The sequence below is a fragment of the Burkholderia sp. 4M9327F10 genome, assembly GCF_005503145.1.
Taxonomy (GTDB): Bacteria; Pseudomonadota; Gammaproteobacteria; order Burkholderiales; family Burkholderiaceae; genus Paraburkholderia.
Genome location: NZ_SCNV01000027.1, coordinates 1 through 22,626 on the forward strand (window position 1 = coordinate 1; position 22,626 = coordinate 22,626).

A 22,626-nucleotide genomic window follows, 5' to 3' on the forward strand; every position below is an offset into this window, starting at 1 on the left:
CCCGTAACAAAACGTGAAAGGCGGCTGAAACGCGCATGAAACCAGCATGAGACGCGTGTGAGACCCGTGTGAAACGCGTATGAAACCCTCGCGAAACGACCGTGAAACCCGCGCACCGGCGCGCTACCCCGCGTTAAACCCTTTGCGCTTCTCGCGCGTGTAGATTAAATTGTGCATCGCTGCGGCGCTTCAACGTTTGCGCAGCGTGACCCGGCACGACACAGTAGAACCGGGCGCGCTGGCGGACTTCGCGGCACGCTGGCCTACGCATCCAGGACGATCGCGCGGGCCGGTCTCTCTCGCCTCTCGCACTCCGTGTCGCAGCCTTTGTCGGCCGTCGCCTAGCCGCGTTCTGTTGCGGATGGCGCCTCGGCTGCCGGAAGTCGTAACGAAACCGCTTGATACACGCGGTCATAACCGAAGTAAAAAGGAGAAATCATGAAATCGGTCGATTTTCTGAAGGTGCTGGGTGGTGTGGTGGCAGTGGTGGTCGCATGCAACACGTATGCCCAGTCAAGCGATGCAACGGGCACGGCGAGCGGCGCAATGGCTGCCCCGAGCGCCAAGACCGTCAAGAAGGCGGACCGTAGTCTGGGCCGCAAGGTGCGCGGTGCGCTCGCCAAGGCTCAAGGTATCGACGTGTCGAGCATCGCCGTGCGCGCTCGCGGCGGCGCGGTGACGCTGACGGGTTCGGTGCCGGACCAGGGCCAGGTCGACAAGGCCGGTGAAGTCGCGCAAGGCGTCGCCGGCGTGACCTCGGTGTCGAACAAGCTGACGGTGGTGCTGCCTAACTAACGGATGCCGCGCGCGTGACCGTCAGGGCCGGCCGGCTTTGACGGCACAACGCGCGCCACGGCAGCCGTGACCCGCTTGCAGGTCCGCGAGGATGCGGCAGGCGTGGGCACGGTATGTTTGATGATCGAAAAAAGCGCCTGAGCGTTACGCTCACTGGCGCCCCGAACGGGTCTTGGCGAATCGCCGGGGCCCGTTCTGTTTTTGGGCAGGCGCGTGGAGCGAACGACGCAGTGGGACGTAGCGCGGCGTCGTAATCCCTGGTGTGCCGTGACACACAAATTTCCCTGTGGAAGCGTAATGTAAAGGCTGGGATTCAGAGCAACGCCGGAGACAATACTTTGTGAACTCGCGGTGTGAACCCGGAGTGAACCGAAATGGACACGACCTTTCAACGCTACACGGACTTGCCGATCGGCGATCGGGCAGCCTTCGAGCTGGTCTGCGCGCGGCACGGCTTTGCGCCGGCGCACTTTGAAATCACCGGATCGCCGGACCCGGACGACCTCGCTCACCACGGACGGCTGGTGACGGTGAGGCGTGGCGGCTGGGCGCAATCGTATCGCGCCGACGAAACCGGCTATTGGGTGCGCGAGTTCGAAACCGATCTGACTTGCCGGTTCTTCAAGTAGGGTAGCCGCGCTGGCCCGGCGCGCATGGCGCGGCCCGCGCGGGCGGGGCGGCGCCACGCCACCCCACGGGTTCATGCGTCGCGCCGCCGGCGGGTGGCCGGCAGCCGCCTCAGGCCAGTACCAGCTTGACGCCGACGAGCGTCAGCGTGGCGGCAAGGATGTTGCGCAGCAGGGTGTCCGGGGCGCGCGCCGACAGATAGCTGCCGATCGCGATGCCCGGCAGCGAACCCACCAGCAACGAGAGCAGCATCGACCAGTTGATCGAGCCCAGCAGCCAGTGGCCCGCGCCGGCCAGCAGCGTGAGCGGCACGGCATGCGCAATGTCCGAGCCGACGATCCGCGTGGTAGGCAGGCGCGGATAGAGCAGCAACAGCACGGTCACGCCGATCGCACCGGCGCCGACCGACGTCAGCGACACCAGCACCCCCAGCACCGCTCCTGTCAGCACGGTCAAGCCGAGCGTGCTGCCCTGTGTCAGCGCGCTCTGGCGGCCCGCGCCGAGCTTGGCCAGTTGCGGGCGGAATACCAGCGCCAATGCGGTGATCAGCAACGCCGCACCGAGCACGACCTGGATCAGCCGGCCCGCGCCCGGCGTATCCATCCCATAGCGGTGCAGCAGGATCAGCGTGACGGTCGCAGCGGGCACGCTGCCGGCCGCGAGGCGCGTGGTCACCTGCCAGTCCACCGAACCCTTCAGGCCGTGCACGAGGGTGCCCGTCGCCTTAGTGGCCGCGGCGTACAGCAGATCGGTGCCGACCGCGGTTGCGGGGTGCACCTTGAACAGCAGGACTAGCAGCGGCGTCATCAGCGAGCCGCCGCCGACGCCGGTCAGGCCGACGAGGAAACCCACGAACAGGCCGGAAACCGAATACAGAAGATCGATATGGGGGAGTGACATGGAGCAGACCGCTGCCGGTCGGGTGAGGTTTGCGAAGCGCGCCGCCTATCCCCGTGTGTCTGGTCGTGAACGGGGATCGGTGGCGCGGACGGGCGCGGCAAAGCGGCTATTGTCGCAAAACTCGGGAGGAAGCGTGGGCGGCGCTTGCGGGGCGTGCGGAACTGCCGCACGTCCGGCGTCCTGTTAGAGCGCGCGGCGAATCTCGACGAGGCCGAACAGGGCGAGGCCCATGCCGACGCCGCGGTCGATCAGGCGGCGCAGCCTGCTGCCGAGCGCATGGCGAGCCAGCGTGACGGCGCTGACGAGACAGCACCACCATGCAATCGAACCGCAGAACACGCCCGACACGGTGGTCAGCGCAACCGTCGTGGAAAACGCGCCGCGCGGTGCGAGTGTAGTGAAAAGCGCCGCGAACATGATGACGGTCTGCGGGTTCGTCAGTGTCAGGAGCAGTGCGCTGGCATAGGCGCGCACGGTGCCGGCGTACCCTTTGCGCTCGAGCGGGCTGTCGGCCGCTTCGGCGCCGGCCGGCGCTTTCTGCAGCAACGCGCGCAGGCCTAGGTAGAGCAGGAACAGGCCGGCGGCAAAATGCAGCGGCCGGTCGTAAGCGAGCATGAAGTGCGACAGGCCGACCAGACCCAGTGCGGCAATCAGACCGTAGACGGCGTCGCCGCTGGCAATGCCGAAACCGATCGCCAGTCCCGCTTGCGGGCCTTCCGCCAGCGTGCGGCGAATGCACAGCATGCCCATCGGTCCGACGGGCGCCGCGACCGCGAGCCCGACGCCTGCGGCGGTGAAGAAAAGAGCGGTACTCGACATGCCGGTTCCTTGTTATTCAGTGTTTCACAATCGTTAAGCCCAATGCCGCCGTTCGCTGGCGCGGACGGTTCGGTTTCAGCGTCGTCAGCATAGCGGTGTCGAAAAGCGGCGGCAAATCCGCTGGCAAATGCGCTGGCAAATCCACCTGCAAATGCGCGCTATCGCACAGCGTTTTTCCGCGCCAGTCTCATCGATCCGCCAGTTGGCTGAAATAGCCGATTGATCTTTGCGCCTAAGCGGACCATATTGCCCTTACATTGCGCATGCGCACACGCCTGTTCTCGCAACGTGATTAGCGGTACGGCCAATGCTTAGCGACATCACTTCAGATCAACACGATTCGACACAGTGCCGGCACTGTGGTGTGACATTAGCCGCCCGTTTGCCGTCCTGTCCTTCCTGTGGTGCAAGCCAGCTCGATCCGCTCGGCTGGTATCCACCCGCCGCCGGGTCGGCCAGCGCCCGGCTTGCTCCCCCACCTGGTTCGAATACGCCGCAACTGGCGGCGCCCGCCGCGTGGCAAACGCCGGCCGGGGTCGAGGACGATCGTTTCTACGCGAAGCACGACCCGTGGCGTGTGCCGAAGTCGTACCGGTGGGCCTGGGTCGTAGGGGCGCTGGCTGTGGCCCTGCTGGCTTTCGCGCTGGCTGCCTATTTTGTGCTTCGGCCTGCCACCGAGGTGAGCGTGGTGGCGCCGAAGGCGGTGTCCGGTGCAGTGACGGCCCAGCAGGCTGGGCCCTCGGTCGTGGCGCGTGCGGTGCCCACTGTGCCCATGACGTCTGCGGCGTCCACGGTATCCAAGGCGCCTGTGGTGTCCGTGCTACCCAAGGCGCCTGCGGTGTCCATGGCGCTCACGGCGTCTGCGGTGTCCGCGGTACCCAAGGCGCCTGTGGTGTCCATGGCGTCCACGGCGCCTGCGGTGTCCGCGATACCCAAGGCATCCACGGTACCCACAGTGCCCACACTCACGCTGGCGCGGCCAGCGCACCCGTCCACGCCAGCAAGTGCTGTCGCGGCCGAGAAAGCGCCCGTCCTCCCGCCGCCGCCCGTCCAGACGCCGCCCGTGGCGAGGCTGACAGCGCCGGCGCTCAGCATGCCCAATACAAATGTGCCGAAGACGCCGGCCGTGCAGGCTGCCAGTGCGCCGGCTCCGGTAAGTCCGGGTGCAGTGATTGCGCAGAATTCGCCGGCACCGGCTCGTGTCGAAGCAAAACCGCCAGCGTCGAGTCCGGAGGTCCCGATGAGGCCTGCCGCACCGCCAACGGCGCCCACGGCGCAAACGCCGCGGACCGCGTCCGTGCCGCCGCCCGTTGCCAGACATGAAACGAAAGCCGCGCCGGCGCCGGCGCACCCCGGCCTATTGGCGAACCAGCAAACAAGCCAGCAGGCAATCCAGCAAGCAAATCTGCAGAGGAATCTGCAAATCGCCCGTGCGATGCTGCAAAGGAACGACCTCTCCGCAGCAGGTGGGCGGCTGGCCGCCGTCCTCACTGTGCAGCCGAAGAATCGCGACGCACTCGCCATGCACGCAGATTTGACCGACCGGGAACAACAGCGCGACACGGCGCTCGATGTGGCGCGGGGCTGCGAAAACATCGGGCGCTGGACCTGTGCATGGCACAGCGCCGGCAGCGCGCTTGTGCTTGATTCGAGCAGTGCGGAGGCGAGGCAGATTATTGCAAGAGCGATGTATGAGGAGCAGATCGACAAAGCTCAGGCGGCGCCAATGCCACCGGCCGATCCGGCGCACGCCGATCTATATCATCATTAAAAGAGGAATCCGAATTAATCGGATGGAGCCGGACGGCTTCAGAGCGAAAGTGCCCGGCGAGTCATCACCGGGCCGCTCTACGCTGATCTTGCCGCGGCTTGGCGAGAACGCTTATTGCGAAGCCGACGCGACCTGCAATTCGCCCCATGTCACGAGGATTTTCTGGATGCTGCGCGCGTAGGCGTCGCGCAGTTTGGGCGATTCGGAATGGTAGGCGCCTATGGCGCGCCAGGTGTTGCCGTACTTCACCATCTTCTGCTTCAAGAGCCACGCCGCCACATAGACGTTCACGCACGGATCGGTGAGCGCGCGATGCGGTACGCCCTGGCGGGCCAGGTCACCGAAGTGGATCGAGTTGATCTGCAACTGGCCCACATCGACCGAGCCGTTCGCATTGCGATTGACCGCGGCGGCGTCGCCCTTCGATTCGAACCATGCTACAGCGCGCAGCACCGACGGGTTGACGCCCTGGTAAGCGGCTGCCTGGTTAAAGCAATCGTCCGCGTGGGCCGCGCCGCAGAGCAGCGTCAGCGCGAGTGCTGCATATCCATGCCGCGGGGCGCGGCTGGGACGGCTGCTACGGCGGTGCGCGGGCGCCGCGGCGATAAGAAGTTCGTTGGACACGAGCGATGTCTCCGTGTGCTGGCGTTCTTGCGACGGCGCCCGGTCATCCATGGGCGCTCGCGGGTAAAAGGATAAATACGAGGACAAATGCAAGGGCAACTGCGAGTGCAACTGCGAGTGCAACTGCGACGGGACTGCGGGACTTGCGGAAACTACCGGGTTTGCTGCAATGACGGATCGTGCCTGGCTTATCTGGCCAGTGTTACTTCGCAAGAGCGAGATCGAGCTGCTTTTCGATGCCGCCGAGATACGCGCGCGATGCATCCGATACCACCATGTGGGCGCTCGGCATCACACATTTGCGTTCCTGCACGCGGCCTTTCTTTTTCCTTTGCGTGGGCTTGGGCAAGGGATCGTCGTCGTCATCGCTCGCCGGCGGCAGCATCGCCAGGGTCGGCAGGGGCGGGTAGACCTTGTCCGACGCGGCAGGTGCGGCAGGCATGGCGAGCGCGACCGTGGCAGCGGCAGCGGGTTGCGCTGCGCTGGCGGGCTGGCCTGCGAACGCAGGCGTAGCCAGCAGCAGGCTCGTTGCCAATACGGGTAGGCGATACATAAACTCGGCTTCCTTATGGCGTTTTATGGCGTTGGCTTGATCGACACGCTGTACGGCTGGTTGGCGCCGGCTGTCAGGTTGTCGAGACTCAGTTTCACCGCATGCTGAGCAGGCACGCCTCGCCAGATGGCCTGGTTGAGGTACGGCAGATCCTGCCCGAGAGCGGTCACGAGGATCGTCGTCGGCTGCTTTTGCGCCGCGGCCAGCGTGCCCACCTTGGCGAGCACGGCGGTCAACTGCGGATCGCGTGCGCCCAGCGCATCCGGCGGAATCGTGAAGCTCATGATGTCGGTCGAAACCGGCGGCTTGGCCGGCTGCGTGGTGCTAACCGCCGGCATTTGCGCACATCCGGCCAATGCGAGGACGGCGATGATAAACAGCAGCTGCTTCACAAGTTGCTCCCTTAAGTGTCATCGACGCTGTGAACGCGTTTTCGGCACGCCGGAGAGGGAACTTGATATGCAAAACGCAAACGTTTGGCAAAAAAGAAAACGTATCTCAATATTGGCGGCAAGACGTGGGGCAATGGCTTTTCTGCGTCGGTCCGGAAGTGAAGTTGCCCTGTGCGATGACGCAGTTTCGAACCTGCCTTTCGTATGAAGAAGAGCGATGGCGCAGCGCCCAGAAAGATCAGACAATTGCCGTCAATTGATATGTGTACACGCAACCGTTTCAACTCAGCCTGGGAGTGGACGAGACATGAACGACAAGGTCAAGGAGCTCGCGGCAAAGCTCATTAGAAATTTCAACGACGCCGAGTTGCAGGCCGAAGCGCGCCCGCCCCTCTACGACACGCTGTGCACGCGGCTCGCAACGGGCACGGCCGCCACCAAGCTCGGTGCGTCGATCGATATCGTGGCGGCGGGCAAGCGCTCGTGCCCCTATCATTTTCATTACGCCCAGGAAGAGATGTTCGTGGTTCTCGAGGGCGAGGGCACCTTGCGGGTGGCGGGGGAACTGCTGCCGATCCGCAGCGGCGACGTGATCTTCATTCCGCCGGGCCCGGAGTACCCGCATCAGATCATCAACTCGTCTGCTGCGCCTCTGAAGTACCTCTCTATCGGCACGCGTGACGACCCGGAGGTGGTCGAGTATCCCGATTCGGACAAGTACCAGGCCATCGTGCGCGGCAATGCCAGCAGCCGGCTGTTCGTGGGCATTCAGCGCAAGGAGAATTCGCTCGATTACTGGGAAGGCGAGCCTTGAACACGATCTTTCGCAACAGGAGTGCAGCAGTGAATCCAGACTATGTGGTCAGAAAAGCACGGCCTACCGATCTCCCGATGGTCTACAAGGGTGAGCTGAACTACATCCGGACGATCGAGCCCGAGCATGAGCAGCGCTGGAAAGACGCGATGCACGCACACTTGCGGCAATGGACCGCTGCGCTCGAGCGGATGTCCGTCGTCGAGCAGGATGGTGTGCCGCTCGGATACTGCTTCTGGGAGAGCATCGACGGCGCCGCGTGTCTCGCATCGATTCATGTCGCGCCCGAACTGCGCCAACGTGGTCTGGGACGCCTGCTGCTCGATCACTACATGGACGATGCCCGTGCACAAGGTTTCACGAGGCTGACGTTGAGCGTGTTCCGTGGCAACCCGGCTCAGTTTCTTTACGAATCAGCCGGGTTTCAGCGTGTGAGCGAGGGCGCCGAATATCTCGGCTATGAATACCCCGAGGCCGCGTTGAACCGCGCCTCTATGACATTTATCGCAACGCCCGACGCCGAGGAATAGAATTGGCACCCCGCGTTAAGGAAACCACCCATGTCCCTCTCGCAAGAAGCCAATCCTCTACTCGAAGACTGGCATACACCCTACGGCTTACCGCCGTTTGAACGGATTCACCCCGAGCATTTCACCCCCGCATTCGATGCCGCGATGCTTGAGCGTCAGCGCGAGATCGACGCCATTGCCACTCGCACCGAGGCGCCGAGCTTCGGCAATACGGTCGCGGCGCTGGATGCCTGCGGCCAGTTGCTGGGCCGCATTCGAATGCTCTTTGACAACCTCTCGCTGAGCGAGACTTCACCGGCCCTGCAGGCGGTCGAGCGTGAGATGGCGCCGCGTATTGCAGCGCACGAAAGCGCGGTCTACCAGAACGAAGCATTGTTCATGCGTCTGCATGCGCTGTACGAGCGGCGCGCGAGTCTCGGTTTGACGGCTGAACAAGTGCGCTTGCTGGAGCGCTTCCATCTGGACTTCGAGCGGGCCGGCGCAACGCTCGGCGCAGCGGAGAAAGTCCGCTTCGCGGCGATCGTCGAGGAGCTGGCGGCGCTCTCTACCCAGTTTGCCCAGAACGTCCTCGCCGACGAAGCGTCGTTCGCCTTGACGCTTGCCACGCCGGACGAGCGCGCCGGCCTGCCGTCGTTCGTGCTTGACGCGGCCTTGCAGGCGGGACGCGAGCGCGGGATGCCGGAAGGCACGTATGTGATCACACTGTCGCCGTCGCTCTCCGGGCCCTTCCTGACCTTCTCCGAGCGCCGCGATCTGCGCGAGCAGGTGTGGCGTGCGCGCGGCGAACGCGGCGCGCATCCGGGCGAGCACGACAACCGCCCGGTCGCTGCGCGAATCGTGGCGTTGCGGCAGGAGCAGGCCGCGCTGCTGGGCTATGCGACCTACGCCGACTACAAGCTGGCCGATCGCATGGCGCCGTCGGTCGCGGCTGTCGACGAACTGCTGCAGCGCGCCTGGAAGCCGGCTGTCGAGATGGCCAGACACGACCGCGAACGCCTGAGTGCGCTGGCAGTCGAACTCGGCCAGCCGACGCCGATCGCCGCGTGGGACTGGCGCTACCTGGCCGAGAAAGTGCGGCAGAAGAGTTTCGCCATCGACGATGCCCAGATCAAGCCGTATTTCTCGCTCGACGCGATGCAGGCCGCGATGTTCGATTGCGCTTCACGGCTCTTCGGTGTGCGTTTCAAGGAATGCCACGGCATTGCGCTCTATCATCCCGACGCCCGCGTGTGGGAAGTGATGGACTCCGAAGGAAAATTGATCGGCGTGTTCATTGGCGACAACTTCGCGCGCCAGACCAAACGCAGCGGCGCCTGGATGAGCATTCTGCGCTCGCAGTCGGGCCGCGACGGCGGCACCTTGCCGATCGTGCTGAACAACAACAACTTCGCGAAGGGTTCGCCGACGCTCCTGAGCTTCGACGATATCCGTACGCTGTTCCACGAGTTCGGTCATGGGCTGCATGGTCTGATGTCGAATGTGCAGTACGAGCGGCTGGCGGGCACCAACGTGCTCGCGGACTTCGTGGAGCTGCCGTCGCAGTTGTTCGAGAACTGGGCGCAGGAGCGCGAGGTGCTGTTGCGCCACGCGCGCCACGTCGAAACCGGCGAGGCGATTCCGGCGGAACTGCTCGAGCGTCTGGATGCGGCAAGCCGTTTCGATCAGGCTTTCACGACGGTGCAGTATGTTGGACCGGCATTGATCGACATGGCCCTGCACGCGCGCACCGACACCGCGCCGGTGGACATTGCGCAATTCCAGGCAGACGAGGCGGCGAAGCTCGGCGTCCCTGACGATATCGGCATGCGCCATTATCTGCCGCATTTCCAGCACCTGTTCGCGGGGGACGACTACGCGGCGGGCTACTACGTCTATATGTGGGCCGAGGTGCTGGAAGCGGACGGTTACGCCGCTTTCACGGAAGCGGGCGACCCGTTCGACCGCGGCACCGCCGAGCGCCTGCTGACGTGGATTTACAGCGCAGGCAATTCGATCGATCCGGCGACGGCCTTCAGGACCTTCCGCGGGCGCGAGCCGGCGGTCGAGCCGATGCTGGAGAAGCGCGGCTTGCTGGCTGCGCCTGCACGCGGGTGATTCGCGCAGTAACGGGAAGCTAGAACCTGCCGGGCGCATGGGCGTGCGCCTGGCAGGGCGTTTCGCTGGCCTGCGTCGTCAAACCTGCACGGCGAAATTTGTCGTGTTCAAATTCGTACCCCGTCCGTTTCCTGTACTTCGGCATGGGCTCGGCGCCGGTGGCCGCGGCAAGCTATCGCCTGTTTATTGCCTGTTTATCGCCGGTTGTCTGCGCTCGATTGCGGTCGCCTTGAGCAACGGTATGTTTCCGCGCTTGACGAACTGCCGCCGTCTGCGGCGAGATCCGCCGCCGGGGGCCGTCCGGGGCCATTGTGCGAATGACGCGTTACGGCGGATTGCCCGCCAAGCCCCGTCATACGGTGCTCTCAGCGGGCGCTACGGGGGGCTTGGCGCGCCGCAAACCGGCCATAAGCGGACCATAAGTGGACCATAAGTGGACCAGCAGCGGACCATAAGCGGACCCAAAGCCCGCCCGATCGCACGCGCGGAATCCACCCGAATCCCGGCCCGGATGTCAAGCTCAGGAGGCGTATTCTGGTAAACACGCCTATACTCACGGGCGCGCCTTAAAAGTCGTACTCTGGGCCGCGCTGCAGTCCGGTGCGAATTTGTACGCTGTTTATTACGGTGCAACCTCGTCGGCTCAGCGCCACCAACGCTCTGTCTTTCATTTCATCACGCAAAGCATCAGATATGTCTACATCGCCGAAGATCATCTACACCCTCACCGACGAAGCGCCGGCTCTGGCAACCTACTCGCTGCTGCCGATCGTGAAGGCTTTCACGCGCTCATCGGACGTCGCCGTCGAAACGCGCGACATCTCGCTGGCTGGCCGTATCATCGCCGCGTTCCCGGATTATCTGACTGCGGAGCAAAAGGGACCTGACGATCTCGCCGAACTGGGTGCGCTCACCACCCGTCCGGAAGCCAACATCATCAAGCTGCCGAACATCAGCGCCTCGGTGCCGCAACTGAAGGCCGCCATTGCCGAACTGCGCGACCAGGGCTACAAGCTGCCGGCCTACCCGGATGCCGCCACGACCGACGAAGAAAAAGACGTCAAGGCTCGCTACGACAAGATCAAGGGCAGCGCCGTGAACCCGGTGCTGCGCGAAGGCAATTCGGACCGCCGCGCGCCGTTGTCGGTCAAGAACTACGCACGCAAGCATCCGCACAAAATGGGTGCATGGAGTGCGGATTCGAAGTCGCACGTGGCGCACATGAGCGGCGGCGATTTCTACGGTAGCGAAAAATCGGCGCTGATCGGCACGGCCGGCAACGTCAGGATCGAACTGACCGCCGCCGACGGCAGCAAGACGGTCCTGAAAGAAAAGACGGCTGTGAAGGCCGGTGAAATCATCGACGCATCGGTGCTCAGCAAGAACGCGCTGCGCAGCTTCATCGAAGCGCAGATCGCCGACGCCAAGGCCAACAACGTGCTGTTCTCGGTGCACCTGAAGGCCACCATGATGAAGGTCTCGGACCCGATCATCTTCGGTCAGGTGGTCTCGGTGTTCTATAAGGATGTGCTGACCAAGCACGCGGACGCGCTGGCCAAGGTGGGCTTCAATCCGAACAACGGTATCGGCGACCTGTACGCGCGCCTGAAAGATCTGCCCGAGCAAACGCGCGACGCGATCGAAGCGGACATGAAGGCCCAGTACGAACAACGCCCGCATCTGGCGATGGTCAACTCGGACAAGGGCATCACCAGCCTGCACGTGCCGAGCGACGTGATCGTCGACGCATCGATGCCCGCCATGATCCGCGAGTCCGGCAAGATGTGGGGCGCCGACGGCGCGCTGCACGACGCCAAGGCCGTGATTCCGGACCGCTGCTACGCGGATGTCTACCAGGCTGTGATCGAAGACTGCAAGAAGCACGGCGCGTTCGATCCGGTCACGATGGGCAGCGTGCCCAACGTCGGCCTGATGGCGCAAGCGGCTGAAGAATACGGTTCACACGACAAGACGTTCCAGATCAAGGCGAACGGCGTGGTCCGCGTGAGCGACGAAGCCGGCAACGTCCTGCTCGAGCAGAACGTGGAAGAGGGCGACATCTTCCGCATGTGCCAGACCAAGGACGCGCCGATTCAGGACTGGGTCAAGCTGGCCGTGAACCGTGCCCGCGCCACCAATACGCCGGCCGTGTTCTGGCTGGATGCGGCTCGCGCGCACGACGCCCAGATCATCAAGAAGGTCGAGCAGTACCTGAAGGACCACGACACGAGCGGTCTGGATATCCGCATCCTGACGCCGGTCGAAGCGACGAAGTTCTCGATCGAACGCATTCGTGCCGGCAAGGACACGATTTCGGTCACCGGCAACGTGCTGCGCGACTACCTGACCGACCTGTTCCCGATCATGGAACTGGGCACCAGCGCGAAGATGCTGTCGATCGTCCCGCTGATGGAAGGTGGCGGCCTGTTCGAAACCGGCGCAGGCGGTTCGGCGCCGAAGCACGTGCAGCAGCTGGTCGAAGAAGGTTTCCTGCGTTGGGACTCGCTGGGTGAATTCCTCGCGCTGGCCGCTTCGCTCGAACACCTGAGCAACGCGTATCACAACCCGAAAGCGCAGGTGCTGGCCAAGACGCTCGACCAGGCCACCGGCAAGTTCCTCGACAACGACAAGTCGCCGGCCCGCAAGGTGGGTGGCATCGACAACCGCGGCAGCCACTTCTACCTGGCGACGTACTGGGCCGAAGCACTGGCCGCCCAGGACGACGACGCGCAACTGAAGGCGCAGTTCGCCGGTGTGGCGAAGGCGCTGGTCGAGAACGAAGCGAAGATCGTTGAAGAACTGGGCGCGGCACAAGGCAAGCCGGTGGATATCGGCGGTTACTACCGTCCGAACACTGACCTGACCAGCAAGGCCATGCGTCCGAGCGCCACGCTCAACCAGATCGTGGACTCGGTGGCCTGAGCGCAGGCTAGCTGAAGGTCAGTAGCAAACGCAACGAACGCCGCGGGCGGGCTGTACGGCAACGTCAATCATGACGTGCCGTACAGCCCGCCCGTTGCACTTGGCGGGCGTGATGGCGAACCACCACGCGCGAGCGGTGCGGGGGCGGGTGCGTCAGGGGTTGTCCCCGAGCGCCGGTGTTACGCGCTTAAACGTGAACGATTTCCCAGTCGGAAATCTTCTCCGGTATTTCGAGCGTCGAGGTGTCGGCTTCGGACAGATGCGGGCAGCACACGCCTCGTGCGAGGTCGTCCGCGGCATGCTGAGGGCTGGCGAACTGGCCAAGCTTCTCATTGCCGAACGATGCTTCCCAGCCGTCCTTGCCGGGCAAAATGTAGAACGATCCTTCCGTCGAACCAAAGCGAAAGCCTTCCATTTTTTCTCTCCCGATCATCATTAAAAAAAGCGGTTTCGCGGCTGACCTGCGTGCGGGACGCGGGCCGGTTCTGGAGCGGTACTCGCGGGGCGGTTGTTGTTGCCCGCTTGATCCGGTCATCCAGAACGCCTGCTCATGTAAAAGAGTCTACGTCAGCGAGCCGCGGCAAAAGCATCGTTAGTGAGATCGTTCGATTAAAAAATAGTTATTAAAAACAATCGCTTATTGATTTTATTCCGGATTGTGGAATGTGGGACGGCATTGCGAAACGGCCGATTTGTGCCATGCACCACGATTTTTTGTAGTGCAACGGTTCATTCCGCATCGTGAAATTTCCCGGTATTTGCACAAGTTTCGAGCAACCACGCCTTGAGCATCTGCGTGCCGGCCTGCAACTCGCCGCTGCGCGGATGCACGAGGTAATAGCCACTGCTTAGCGGGAGCGCCAGTTCGAACGGCTCGATCAGCGCGCCGCTGGCCACTTCGGCCTGTGTGAGCAGCGAGCTGGTGAGCACCACGCCTTGCCCGCGCACGGCGGCTTCAATGGCGATCAAGGACTGGTCGACGTGCAGACCGGCGATGCTGCCGATCTGCGCCTCGCCTAGCTTGCTGAAGGTCCTGAGCCAGGTGTCCCAGTGCGGATGCAAGGTGTTATGCAGCAGCGTGGCGCGTTGCAGATCGTCGGGGTGTTTCAGCTTTAACCGCTTTGCGTAGGCCGGGCTGCAATAGATATGCGCGGCGTCGGCGTAGAGCAGGTCTACCGAGAGCGCCGCGTCGATACCGTTGAAATAGCGCACGGCCAGATCGACCGCATCGAATTCGAAGTCGACAAACGAGGTCGATGTGCTGAGGTTCAGCGCAATGCCCGGATGCGCGACCAGGAAGTCCGTCATGCGCGGCGCGAACCATTTGGCGGCGAAACTGGGCGGCATCGAGAGCCGCACGCCGTTGTTGCGGGCTTCGCGCACCCGCCGGCTTGCTTCTACGATCCGCGCGAGCGCGGGCTGGATTTGCGCGCAGTAGGCGCGGCCTTCCGCCGTTGGCGTGACCTGCCGGATCTGCCGGACGAATAGCGCAATCCCCAGCCATTCCTCCAGCTTCTGGATCTGCTGGCCGACCGCACCGGGCGTGACGCTCAGCTCTTCTGCCGCTAAAGTAAAACTGCCAAGACGCATGGCGGCCTCAAGGGCTACCAAGGCTTTGAGGGGAGGGATCGGGCGCATGGAATAGTTTTGCTATCTCATCGGCGAAATTTAATCATTTGTACCGCAGTGGCTGCGCCGAGACAATCGGAACACTGAAATTGTTTTCCGAGAGCGCTTGCCATGAATCCCGCCTACCTCGCCTTTACGTTGCTCGGTTTCATCTGGGGCAGCAACTTCCTCTTCATGAAGCTGGCTAGCGTCTGGATTTCCCCTGCCCAGATCGTGTTTCTGCGCGTGCTGTTTGGCTTTATTCCGCTCCTCGTCTTCGCGCTGGCCACGCGGGCGCTCAAATGGCGTCATCTGCGGCATGCGCCTCATTTCATCGTGATGTCGTTGCTGGCGACCACGGCCTACTACTACGCGTTCGCGAAGGGCGCGGCGTTGTTGCTCTCGAGCGTGGCCGGCATGTTGAGCGGGGCGATTCCGCTGTTCTCGTTCATTTGCGCATGGGCGCTGCTGCGTGACGAACGCCCCAGTGGCCGCATGATCGCAGGCATGCTCTGCGGTTTTCTCGGCGTTCTGCTGATTGCTCATCCGTGGACCAGCGCGGGAACCGGCGTCAATCTGGCCGGCGTGCTGTATATGGTGGCCGGGTCGCTGAGCGTGGGCTGTTCGTTTGCTTACGCGCGCCGCTTTCTCACCGGGCTGGACCTTTCGCCGCTCGCGCTCTCGACCTGGCAAATCGGCTTCGCACTGCTCACCATCAGTTGCGTGACCGACTTTCATGGCATCGGCCGGATTGCCGCTCATCCTGCGGCCCTCGCCGGTCTGGTGCTGGGTCTCGGGCTGCTCGGGACGGGCGTCGCCTATATGCTCTACTACTTCATCGTGCAGCGGCTCGGCGCGCTCGCGGCATCGAGTGTGACCTATATTCCGCCCGTCGTTGCCTTGCTGGTGGGACTCGTCTTCGCCGGCGAGCCGTTGCGGCCGCTGCATCTGCTGGCGATGGCATGCATCCTCGGCGGCGTCTATCTGTTGCAAAGCGGGCGGCGGCCGCCGTTGCCGGCGGCGCGTGGTGCGCAGCCCGCCAGCCGTTTCCAGGCAGACGCCAGTCACTGACGTGGCGAGCGCCCTGGGGGCAACGGCGAGCGAGCGCGCGCTGCCGGTTCGAACGCAGGCAGCTTGGGTGCGGCCGCGGTGTTAGCCGGCCTGAGCAGACGCGTCAGGCCGTTGCGCCGTAGAACACGTCCAGAGTGGGAAAGGCCGCCGCGCCGCGCAGGCAGTCCCATAGATAGATGGCAAAACCGGGATCGCCGGTCCACAGCGAATAGCGCAGTTGTCCATAGGCCGCCTCATCGGCCTCGGTCTGGGCGATGCCATGCATGGCGAAAGCTCTGGCGCGCTCAAGCCACTTGATGTCCCCTGTGCGCTGGTAGAGGACCAGAAACGCGTAGCCGTTGCCGCCTGTGCCGTGACACAGGTTCGAACCCTTCGTGAGCGGTCCCGCGCGCCAGACCGCTTCGCCGCCCGCGAGCAGAAGCGGGTCCAGTTCGCGGCTCGGCAGATGCGCGAGGCAGACGATAAAACCCGGCGCCCCGTGGCACAACTGCATAAGCATGCGCGGCGTCCGCCCTTCGGGCGTATCGAGGAAGGCGCGCCAGTTCGCCTCGCCATTTTCGAGCGTGACGGTCCGCCGTATCGTGTTGACGATGCGCTGCTCCCACTCGCTCCAGCTGGCCGCGTCGAGCAGATGCCGGCCGCGTATCAGCGGCAGCGCGGTGCCGACAAAGCCGTGCACACCGTCGAGGTAGGTCGACTCCTTGCCGTACATCTCCTGGGTCCAGTAGTGGCAGGCATGCTGTTCCGACCACTTCAGCCCGGAGGCGAGTTGCTGCGCGGTCTCGCGAAACAGCTCGGCCCAGCGCTCGTCCTGGGTGCGCTCATGGAGCAGCGACGCAGCGAGCAGCGTGCCGGGCGAGCCCCACATCAGTTCGCGGGTGGGGTTGCCGAGATTGCTGCGGATCAGTGCGGCAAGCCGGTCGGCGAGCGCGGCACTCGGCGCATGCCCGTACTCGAGCATCAGCCAGGGCGTCTCGCCCATCATCCATGAAGCGAAAAACGTGCTGTCGTTCTGTTCGAGCCAGGTGCGATTCGCTTCGCGCAGGGTATCGATATGCGCCAACGGGTCGCGCTGCAGCTTTACCGCGCCGACTGCCCGGAGATAATCGAGCGCCCACACGACACCGCACGCGCCGAAGTAAAGCGGCGTGAGCGGCGAGGGCGGACTCCCGCCTGCATCGCAGTCGCGTGGATGGACTGGCCAGCGTCCGTCCGCGCTCATGCGTGCTTCGGTATCGCTGGCAATCCGGCCAATGCAATCTCTTGCGCGAGTCTCATCCCACTCCAGTGCTTGCAGTGGCTCATGACGTGCCGGATCGAAAAGCATGGGTACCTCGGGTTCGTTTGGATGAGCGAAGCGTGCGGAAACAAACGGGCGGTATGCGCGGAGGATGGCGCCCGCAGCTCGCGCACCGCCGGGCGGCGCAGCGCTTGCGAATCTCGCGACGCTGCCCGATCATCTAGCCGGCACCGATGATGCCTGAGGATGCGAGCATTGTCGAAAGGTGCACGACGCATGACCAATAGAAGCGGGCACACGCAGGCGGCGCACATCGGTTCGCGCTGCACGCCGCACCGCTCAACATGACAACATGAATCAACCCAATGGAGTGAATGGATGACGTACACGCTCTACTACTCGCCGGGCGCGGCGAGCATGGCGGTTCACTGGCTGCTGATCGAAGCGCAGATTCCCTTCGAGACACGGCTGATCCACATCGACCACGGCGCGCAACACGACCCCGAGTATCTACGCCTGAATCCCGCTGGACGGGTGCCGACCCTGGTCGTCGACGGCGTGCCGCGCCACGAGTCCGCCGCCTTGCTGATGCTGCTCGCCGAGCGCCACCCGGCTGCCGGTCTCGCGCCTGCACCGGGCTCGCCGGAGCGCGCCGAGTGGCTGGAGCTGATGATATTCATGGCCAACACCGTCCTGCCGGCCATGCGCGACTGGTTCTACGCGGATGAAGACGGCGACCCGGCCGGCGCGCAAGGCGTCCGCGCGCTCGCGGAGCGCCGCATCGAACAGAGCTGGGACCGGCTCGACGCGTTGCTGGCCGATGGCCGTCACTACCTGGTAGGCGGGAAACTCAGTACAGCAGATTTTCTGGCTGTGATGCTGATGCGCTGGTCCCGTAACCAGCCGCGCAAGGCGCTCTCCTGGCCACACCTTGCGACCTATATCGTCAGGCTGCGCGCGCTGCCGTCGTTTATCGAACTCAACGCGAGAGAGGGCCTGACCGACTGGAGCAACCCGCCGAGCTAACATCGGGAGAGCGTTGCCGCCTGGCGAGCGCATGGGCACCCCGTGTCGCGCGACGCACGCATGCCTATGCGCCACGAGTCACACGCAAAAGGAGGGACGCATGTTCACCGCTTTGCTCGACACGCTAGGCGCGCTCGCGATCCTTGCGAGCATCGCCATCAAAGTGAACGCATTTTGCACGGTAGCGCGTGAGAACGCTAAAGATGAGCGCCTGCCGCCGCCGCACGAGCGCGCAGGCCCAACCCGCAAGCGCTGGCGGCGCTAAGCCTGGCACGCGGGAATGATGAATCCGCTAGTCGGCGAGTCTCGAGTCGCGGTAATCTTGCGGCGCCTCGTTACTCAGGAAGCGCGAATGACACCAACAAAGTCTTTCCTTGCCGTCACGTCTGCTGTCACGTTTGCCGCCGCCTTGCTCGCCGCCTCCGCCGGCGCCCGCGCGGCTGAAGGTCCGCCGGTCGCACCGGTGCGGCCGGTCACGGATACCTACTTCGGCACGCCGGTAGTCGACAACTACCGCTACATGGAGAACCTCAAAGATCCGGAAGTGCAGCGCTGGATGAAGGCGCAGACGCGCTACACGCGCAAGGTGCTCGATGCCATTCCCGGACGTGCCGCGCTGGCCCAGCGCATCCTCTCGCTGGGCGGCAACGATCTGCGCCGCGATCAGTTTGAGCGCCGCGGCGAGCGGCTCTTTTACGAGCTGATGGACCCGGGCGCGAATCTCCCCAAGCTCGCGTATCGCGACGGCGTCAACGGTGCGGAACACGTTCTGGTGGACCCGGCGAAGCTGGCGAAGGATAGCGCGCATCACTACTCGCTCGACTGGTTCTCGCCGTCATGGGACGGCCGTTACGTGGTCTACGGCATATCCGAAGGCGGCTCCGAAGAGAGCGTGCTGCACATCGTCGATCTGAGCACCGGCAAGCAGCTTGCCGAGCGCATCGACCGCACCTCCGACAGCGTCGTTTCCTGGCGCGACGACAACCGCTCGTTCTTCTATATGCGCTATCCGAAGGTCGGCCCCGACACGCCGCCCTCGCAGACCGAGTACAACGCCGTGAGCTTCCTGCACGTGCTCGGTCAGAACCCCAATGGCGACGGCGATGACGCAGTGTTCGGCAAGGGCGTGTCGGCCAGTGTCGATGTGCCTGACGGGCAGGGCGCCTACGTGTTGCTGTCGCCCGGTTCGCCCTATGCGGTGGCGGTCGCGAACCACAACATGGACGATGCGCCCAATTCGTTTTACATCGTCCCGCTTTCGCAGATCAACGGCGCACAGACACCATGGCAAAAAATCGCCGCGCCCGCCGATGGTGTGACCGGCGTGCGTTTGCGCGGCGATCGTGCTTACCTGATGTCGGATAAGGGCGCCGCGCGCTACCAGATTCTCTCGATGCCGCTGGCGCATCCGGATCTCGCCCAGGCTGAGGTGGTCGTGCCCGAAGGTCCGAATGTGATCGACTCGTTCGATCTCGCGAGCGACGCGCTCTACCTTGGCGAGCGTGCCGGTCCGAGCTTCCAGCTCAGGCGCGTCTCATTCGACGGCAAGGATAGCCAGAACATCGAGCTGCCGTTTGCAGGCACGGTGTCGGACCTGAGCACCGATCCGCGCGAGCCGGGCCTGATGTTCAACCTGCAGGGCTGGGTCAAGGCGCCGCGTGAGCTGGCCTACGACCCGAAGAGCGGCGCCGCCGCCGATACCGGCCTGATTCCGCCGGCGCGGACCGAGCCGGACGACATCGAGGCGCACGACGAGTTTGCCGTCAGCTATGACGGCACCCGCATACCGGTGTCGATCATCGCGCAGAAGGGCGTCACGCGCGACGGCTCGCATCCGACCATCGTGACCGGTTACGCCAGCTACGGCACCTCGATGGACCCGTACTACGATCCCACCTTGCTGGCGTGGATCGAGCGCGGCGGCATCATCGCGGTATCGCATATGCGCGGCGGCGGCGAGTACGGCGACGCGTGGCACCGTGCCGGGCAGAAGCTCACGAAGATCAACACGCTGCTCGATTTTGTTGCGTCCGCACAATACATGGTCGACCAGCACTACACGCAGCCAAAGCTTCTTGCGGCGAATAGCGCAAGCGCGGGTGGCATCGTGATGGGCGGCGCGCTGGAGATCGACCCGGGCCTGTTCCGCGTGGTGCTCGACGACGTCGGCGATTCTGACACCCTGCGTTCCGAAACCGAGCCGAACGGGCCGCCCAACGTGCCGGAGTTCGGCTCGACTTCGACCGAAAGCGGCTTTCATGGCCTGTACGCGATGAGCTCTTATGCGCACGTGCACGACGGCACACCGTATCCGGCCGTGATGTTCACGACCGGCGCCAACGATCCGCGGGTGGCCTCGTGGCACATGCTGAAGATGACGGCCCGCGTGCAGGCGGCTACCAGCAGCGGGCGGCCGGTATTGCTGCGGGTCGACTACGACGCCGGCCATGGAATCGGCTCCAGCCTCTCGCAAGCCGCCAGCGAACTCGCCGACCAGTGGTCGTTCGCGTTGTGGCAGATGGGTGAGCCGGGCTTTCAGCCGAAGCAGTAGCGCACTCGCCCCGCTTTATTGATCCCCTAGCCGGCTGGCCGCAAGTCACGGTAATCTTGCGGCGCCTCGTTTCTCTGGAAGCTCGAATGAAACCAACAAAGTCTTTCCTGGCCGTAACGTTCGCTGCCGCCTTGCTCGCCGCTTCGGCTGCGGCGCAGGCCGCGCAAGGGCAACCGGTCGCGCCAGTGCGCCCGGTCACCGATACCTACTTCGGTACGCCGGTAGTCGACAACTACCGTTACATGGAGAACCTGAAGGATCCGGAAGTCCAGACCTGGATGAAGGAGCAGGCCGCTTATACCCGCAAGGTGCTGGACGGCATTCCCGGCCGCGCGGAGCTGGCGCAGAAAATCGAAGGCCTGATGGGCAACGACCTGCACCGCGGCGAGTTCGAACGTCGCGGCGACCGGATCTTCTATGAAGTGCTGGAGCCGGGCGCCAATCTGCCCAAGCTCGCGTATCGCGACGGCATCAATGGCGAGGAGCACGTCCTCGTCGACCCGGCGAAGCTTGCCAAAGACAGCGCCCATCACTTTGCGCTCGACTGGTATTCGCCGTCGTGGGACGGCCGTTATGTAGCCTACGGCATCTCCGAAGGCGGCTCGGAAAAGAGCGTGCTGCATGTGATCGATTTGCAGACCGGCAGCGATCTCGCCGAGACCATCGACCGCGCGGAAGACAGCGTCGTCTCGTGGCGCAACGACAACCGCTCGTTCTTCTATTTGCGCTATCCGAAGACCGGCCCCGATACGCCGCCGTCGAAGATGCTGTACAACGCCTCGACGTATCTCCATGTGCTCGGCCAGAACACCAGCGGCGACGGCGACGAAGCCGTGTTCGGCCACGGTGTCTCGCCGAAGCTCGACGTGGCCGAGGGCCAGGGCACCTATGTGCTGTTGTCGCCCGATTCGCCGTACGCCGTCGCCGTGGTGAATCACAACATGGACAATAACCCCAACATCTTCTATGTCGTGCGCCAGGATCAGATCCATGGCGCCGACACGCCGTGGCAAAAGATTGCCGCGACCGAAGACGGGGTGACGGATGTGCGTCTGCACGGCGACCGGCTGTATCTGCTGTCGGAGAAGGGCGCTGCGCGCTTCCAGATTCTTTCGATGCCGGCTGAGCATCCCGATCTCGCGCATGCCGACGTGGTCGTGCCCGAAGGGCCGAACGTCATCGACGCCTTCGCGTTGGGCAGCGACGCGATGTATGTCAGCGAGCGGGCCGGGGCGAGCTTCCAGTTAAAGCGTGTGTCGTTCGACGGCAAGCAAACCCAGGATATCGCTCTGCCGTTTGCCGGTACGGTGGTGGACCTGATCGCCGATCCACGCCAGCCGGGCGCGATGTTCGGCATGCAGGGCTGGGTGAAGGCGCCGCGCGAATTCGCCTATGACCCGAAGACCAACGCCGCGACCGACACCGGCCTGATTCCGCCGTCGAAGACGGAGTCCGACGAAATCGAGGCGCACGACGAGTTTGCCACCAGCTATGACGGTACCCGCATTCCGGTGTCGATCATTGCGCAGAAGGGCGTCAAGCGTGACGGCTCGCATCCGGCCATTGTGTTCGGGTATGGCAGCTACGGTGTGTCGATGGACCCGGTATACCGTCCGCAATGGAAAGCGTGGCTCGATCACGGCGGCATTATCGCCGTGTCGCATATGCGCGGCGGCGGCGAGTATGGCGATGCCTGGCACCGCGCGGGCCAGAAGCTCACCAAGATCAACACCATGCTCGACTTCAACGCCAGCGCGCAGTACCTGATCGATCAGCATTACACCCAGTCGAAGTATCTCGCGGCAAACAGCGCCAGCGCGGGCGGTATCGTGATGGGCGGTGCGATGGAGATCAACCCGGGGCTGTTCCGGGTGGTGATGGACGATGTGGGCCTGTCCGATGCCTTACGCTTCGAAACGGAGCCGAATGGCCCGCCGAACGTGCCCGAGATGGGTTCGTCGTCGGATGAAGCGGGCTTTCATGGTCTCTATGCGATGAGTGCCTATGCGCATATCCACGACGGTACCCCTTACCCGGCGATCATCTTCACGACCGGCGCGAACGATCCGCGCGTCTCGTCATGGCACATGCTGAAGATGGCGGCGCGGATGCAGGCGGCCACCAGCAGCGGGCATCCGGTACTGCTGCGCATCGACTTCGACGCGGGTCATGGGATGGGGTCGAGCATGTCGCAGCGCGCCAACATGCTGGCTGACGAGTGGGCATTCGCGCTATGGCAGATGGGCGAACCGGGCTTCCAGCCGAAGCATTGAGAGGGCGGCGACGGGT

Annotated in this window: 20 protein-coding genes; 12 read left to right on the plus strand and 8 right to left on the minus strand. The window is 63.9% G+C overall.

Features of this window, described 5'->3' with window-relative positions:
* Window positions 1-438: 438 nt before the first annotated feature.
* Entirely contained in the window at window positions 439-795 is a 357-nt protein-coding gene (locus tag FFS45_RS22695; protein ID WP_137956875.1) for a BON domain-containing protein, read from the plus strand.
* A 374-nt stretch (window positions 796-1,169) separates the two neighbouring features.
* Complete coding sequence (locus FFS45_RS22700) at window positions 1,170-1,424, plus strand: hypothetical protein (RefSeq protein WP_137956876.1); 255 nt, start codon at window positions 1,170-1,172, stop codon at window positions 1,422-1,424.
* A gap of 109 nt (window positions 1,425-1,533) precedes the next feature.
* Here the strand turns inward: FFS45_RS22700 and FFS45_RS22705 are convergent, their stop codons facing one another.
* Both FFS45_RS22705 and FFS45_RS22710 read right to left on the minus strand, forming a co-directional pair.
* Window positions 1,534-2,322 carry a sulfite exporter TauE/SafE family protein gene (locus tag FFS45_RS22705; protein ID WP_137956877.1) on the minus strand — a complete coding sequence of 263 codons (789 nt, stop codon included), beginning with the start codon at window positions 2,320-2,322 and terminating at the stop codon, window positions 1,534-1,536.
* Window positions 2,323-2,505: 183 nt separating this feature from the next.
* Entirely contained in the window at window positions 2,506-3,141 is a 636-nt protein-coding gene (locus FFS45_RS22710; RefSeq protein ID WP_137956878.1) for a LysE family transporter, read from the minus strand.
* Window positions 3,142-3,505: 364 nt separating this feature from the next.
* On the opposite strand from FFS45_RS22710, the gene FFS45_RS22715 reads away from it, so the two are divergent.
* Entirely contained in the window at window positions 3,506-4,912 is a 1,407-nt protein-coding gene (locus tag FFS45_RS22715; RefSeq protein WP_137956879.1) for a hypothetical protein, read from the plus strand.
* A gap of 111 nt (window positions 4,913-5,023) precedes the next feature.
* On the opposite strand, the gene FFS45_RS22720 is transcribed toward FFS45_RS22715, so the two are convergent.
* The 3 genes from FFS45_RS22720 to FFS45_RS22730 form a co-directional block, all read right to left on the minus strand.
* Complete coding sequence (locus FFS45_RS22720) at window positions 5,024-5,536, minus strand: lytic transglycosylase domain-containing protein (RefSeq protein ID WP_249362892.1); 513 nt, start codon at window positions 5,534-5,536, stop codon at window positions 5,024-5,026.
* Window positions 5,537-5,738: 202 nt separating this feature from the next.
* Window positions 5,739-6,089 carry a hypothetical protein gene (locus FFS45_RS22725; RefSeq protein ID WP_137956881.1) on the minus strand — a complete coding sequence of 117 codons (351 nt, stop codon included), beginning with the start codon at window positions 6,087-6,089 and terminating at the stop codon, window positions 5,739-5,741.
* A gap of 23 nt (window positions 6,090-6,112) precedes the next feature.
* Window positions 6,113-6,427, minus strand: coding sequence for a hypothetical protein (locus FFS45_RS22730; RefSeq protein WP_249362898.1), 315 nt, complete (start codon window positions 6,425-6,427; stop codon window positions 6,113-6,115).
* Between the two features lie 361 nt (window positions 6,428-6,788).
* Here FFS45_RS22730 and FFS45_RS22735 point away from each other — a divergent pair, with 361 nt between their 5' ends.
* From FFS45_RS22735 to FFS45_RS22750, 4 genes are all read left to right on the plus strand, one after another.
* On the plus strand, window positions 6,789-7,295 hold the full coding sequence (locus FFS45_RS22735; RefSeq protein ID WP_137956883.1) for a cupin domain-containing protein: 507 nt from the start codon (window positions 6,789-6,791) through the stop codon (window positions 7,293-7,295).
* A gap of 29 nt (window positions 7,296-7,324) precedes the next feature.
* Entirely contained in the window at window positions 7,325-7,825 is a 501-nt protein-coding gene (locus FFS45_RS22740) for a GNAT family N-acetyltransferase (RefSeq protein ID WP_137956884.1), read from the plus strand.
* Between the two features lie 30 nt (window positions 7,826-7,855).
* On the plus strand, window positions 7,856-9,919 hold the full coding sequence (locus FFS45_RS22745) for a M3 family metallopeptidase (protein ID WP_137956885.1): 2,064 nt from the start codon (window positions 7,856-7,858) through the stop codon (window positions 9,917-9,919).
* A 693-nt stretch (window positions 9,920-10,612) separates the two neighbouring features.
* Window positions 10,613-12,841 (plus strand): NADP-dependent isocitrate dehydrogenase, encoded by a 2,229-nt coding sequence (locus tag FFS45_RS22750; protein WP_137956886.1) that lies wholly within the window; start codon window positions 10,613-10,615, stop codon window positions 12,839-12,841.
* A gap of 187 nt (window positions 12,842-13,028) precedes the next feature.
* Here the strand turns inward: FFS45_RS22750 and FFS45_RS22755 are convergent, their stop codons facing one another.
* Both FFS45_RS22755 and FFS45_RS22760 read right to left on the minus strand, forming a co-directional pair.
* The gene (locus FFS45_RS22755) at window positions 13,029-13,256 is read right to left on the minus strand and encodes a hypothetical protein (RefSeq protein WP_137956887.1); all 228 of its coding nucleotides are present in this window, start codon (window positions 13,254-13,256) and stop codon (window positions 13,029-13,031) included.
* Between the two features lie 314 nt (window positions 13,257-13,570).
* Entirely contained in the window at window positions 13,571-14,479 is a 909-nt protein-coding gene (locus FFS45_RS22760; RefSeq protein WP_137956888.1) for a LysR substrate-binding domain-containing protein, read from the minus strand.
* Window positions 14,480-14,581: 102 nt separating this feature from the next.
* On the opposite strand from FFS45_RS22760, the gene FFS45_RS22765 reads away from it, so the two are divergent.
* Window positions 14,582-15,520, plus strand: coding sequence for a DMT family transporter (locus FFS45_RS22765; RefSeq protein WP_137956889.1), 939 nt, complete (start codon window positions 14,582-14,584; stop codon window positions 15,518-15,520).
* Between the two features lie 103 nt (window positions 15,521-15,623).
* On the opposite strand, the gene FFS45_RS22770 is transcribed toward FFS45_RS22765, so the two are convergent.
* Window positions 15,624-16,847, minus strand: coding sequence for a LanC-like protein (locus FFS45_RS22770; RefSeq protein WP_137956890.1), 1,224 nt, complete (start codon window positions 16,845-16,847; stop codon window positions 15,624-15,626).
* A gap of 291 nt (window positions 16,848-17,138) precedes the next feature.
* Between FFS45_RS22770 and FFS45_RS22775 the strand changes: the two genes are divergently transcribed.
* The 4 genes from FFS45_RS22775 to FFS45_RS22785 all read left to right on the plus strand — a co-directional run bounded on the left by FFS45_RS22775 (window position 17,139) and on the right by FFS45_RS22785 (window position 22,610).
* On the plus strand, window positions 17,139-17,786 hold the full coding sequence (locus tag FFS45_RS22775; protein ID WP_137956891.1) for a glutathione S-transferase family protein: 648 nt from the start codon (window positions 17,139-17,141) through the stop codon (window positions 17,784-17,786).
* Between the two features lie 100 nt (window positions 17,787-17,886).
* The gene (locus FFS45_RS41815) at window positions 17,887-18,051 is read left to right on the plus strand and encodes a hypothetical protein (protein ID WP_171029719.1); all 165 of its coding nucleotides are present in this window, start codon (window positions 17,887-17,889) and stop codon (window positions 18,049-18,051) included.
* A gap of 87 nt (window positions 18,052-18,138) precedes the next feature.
* Window positions 18,139-20,337, plus strand: a complete 2,199-nt coding sequence (locus tag FFS45_RS22780) for a prolyl oligopeptidase family serine peptidase (protein WP_171029720.1) — start codon at window positions 18,139-18,141, stop codon at window positions 20,335-20,337.
* An 86-nt stretch (window positions 20,338-20,423) separates the two neighbouring features.
* Entirely contained in the window at window positions 20,424-22,610 is a 2,187-nt protein-coding gene (locus tag FFS45_RS22785) for a prolyl oligopeptidase family serine peptidase (protein ID WP_137956893.1), read from the plus strand.
* Window positions 22,611-22,626: the final 16 nt, after the last annotated feature.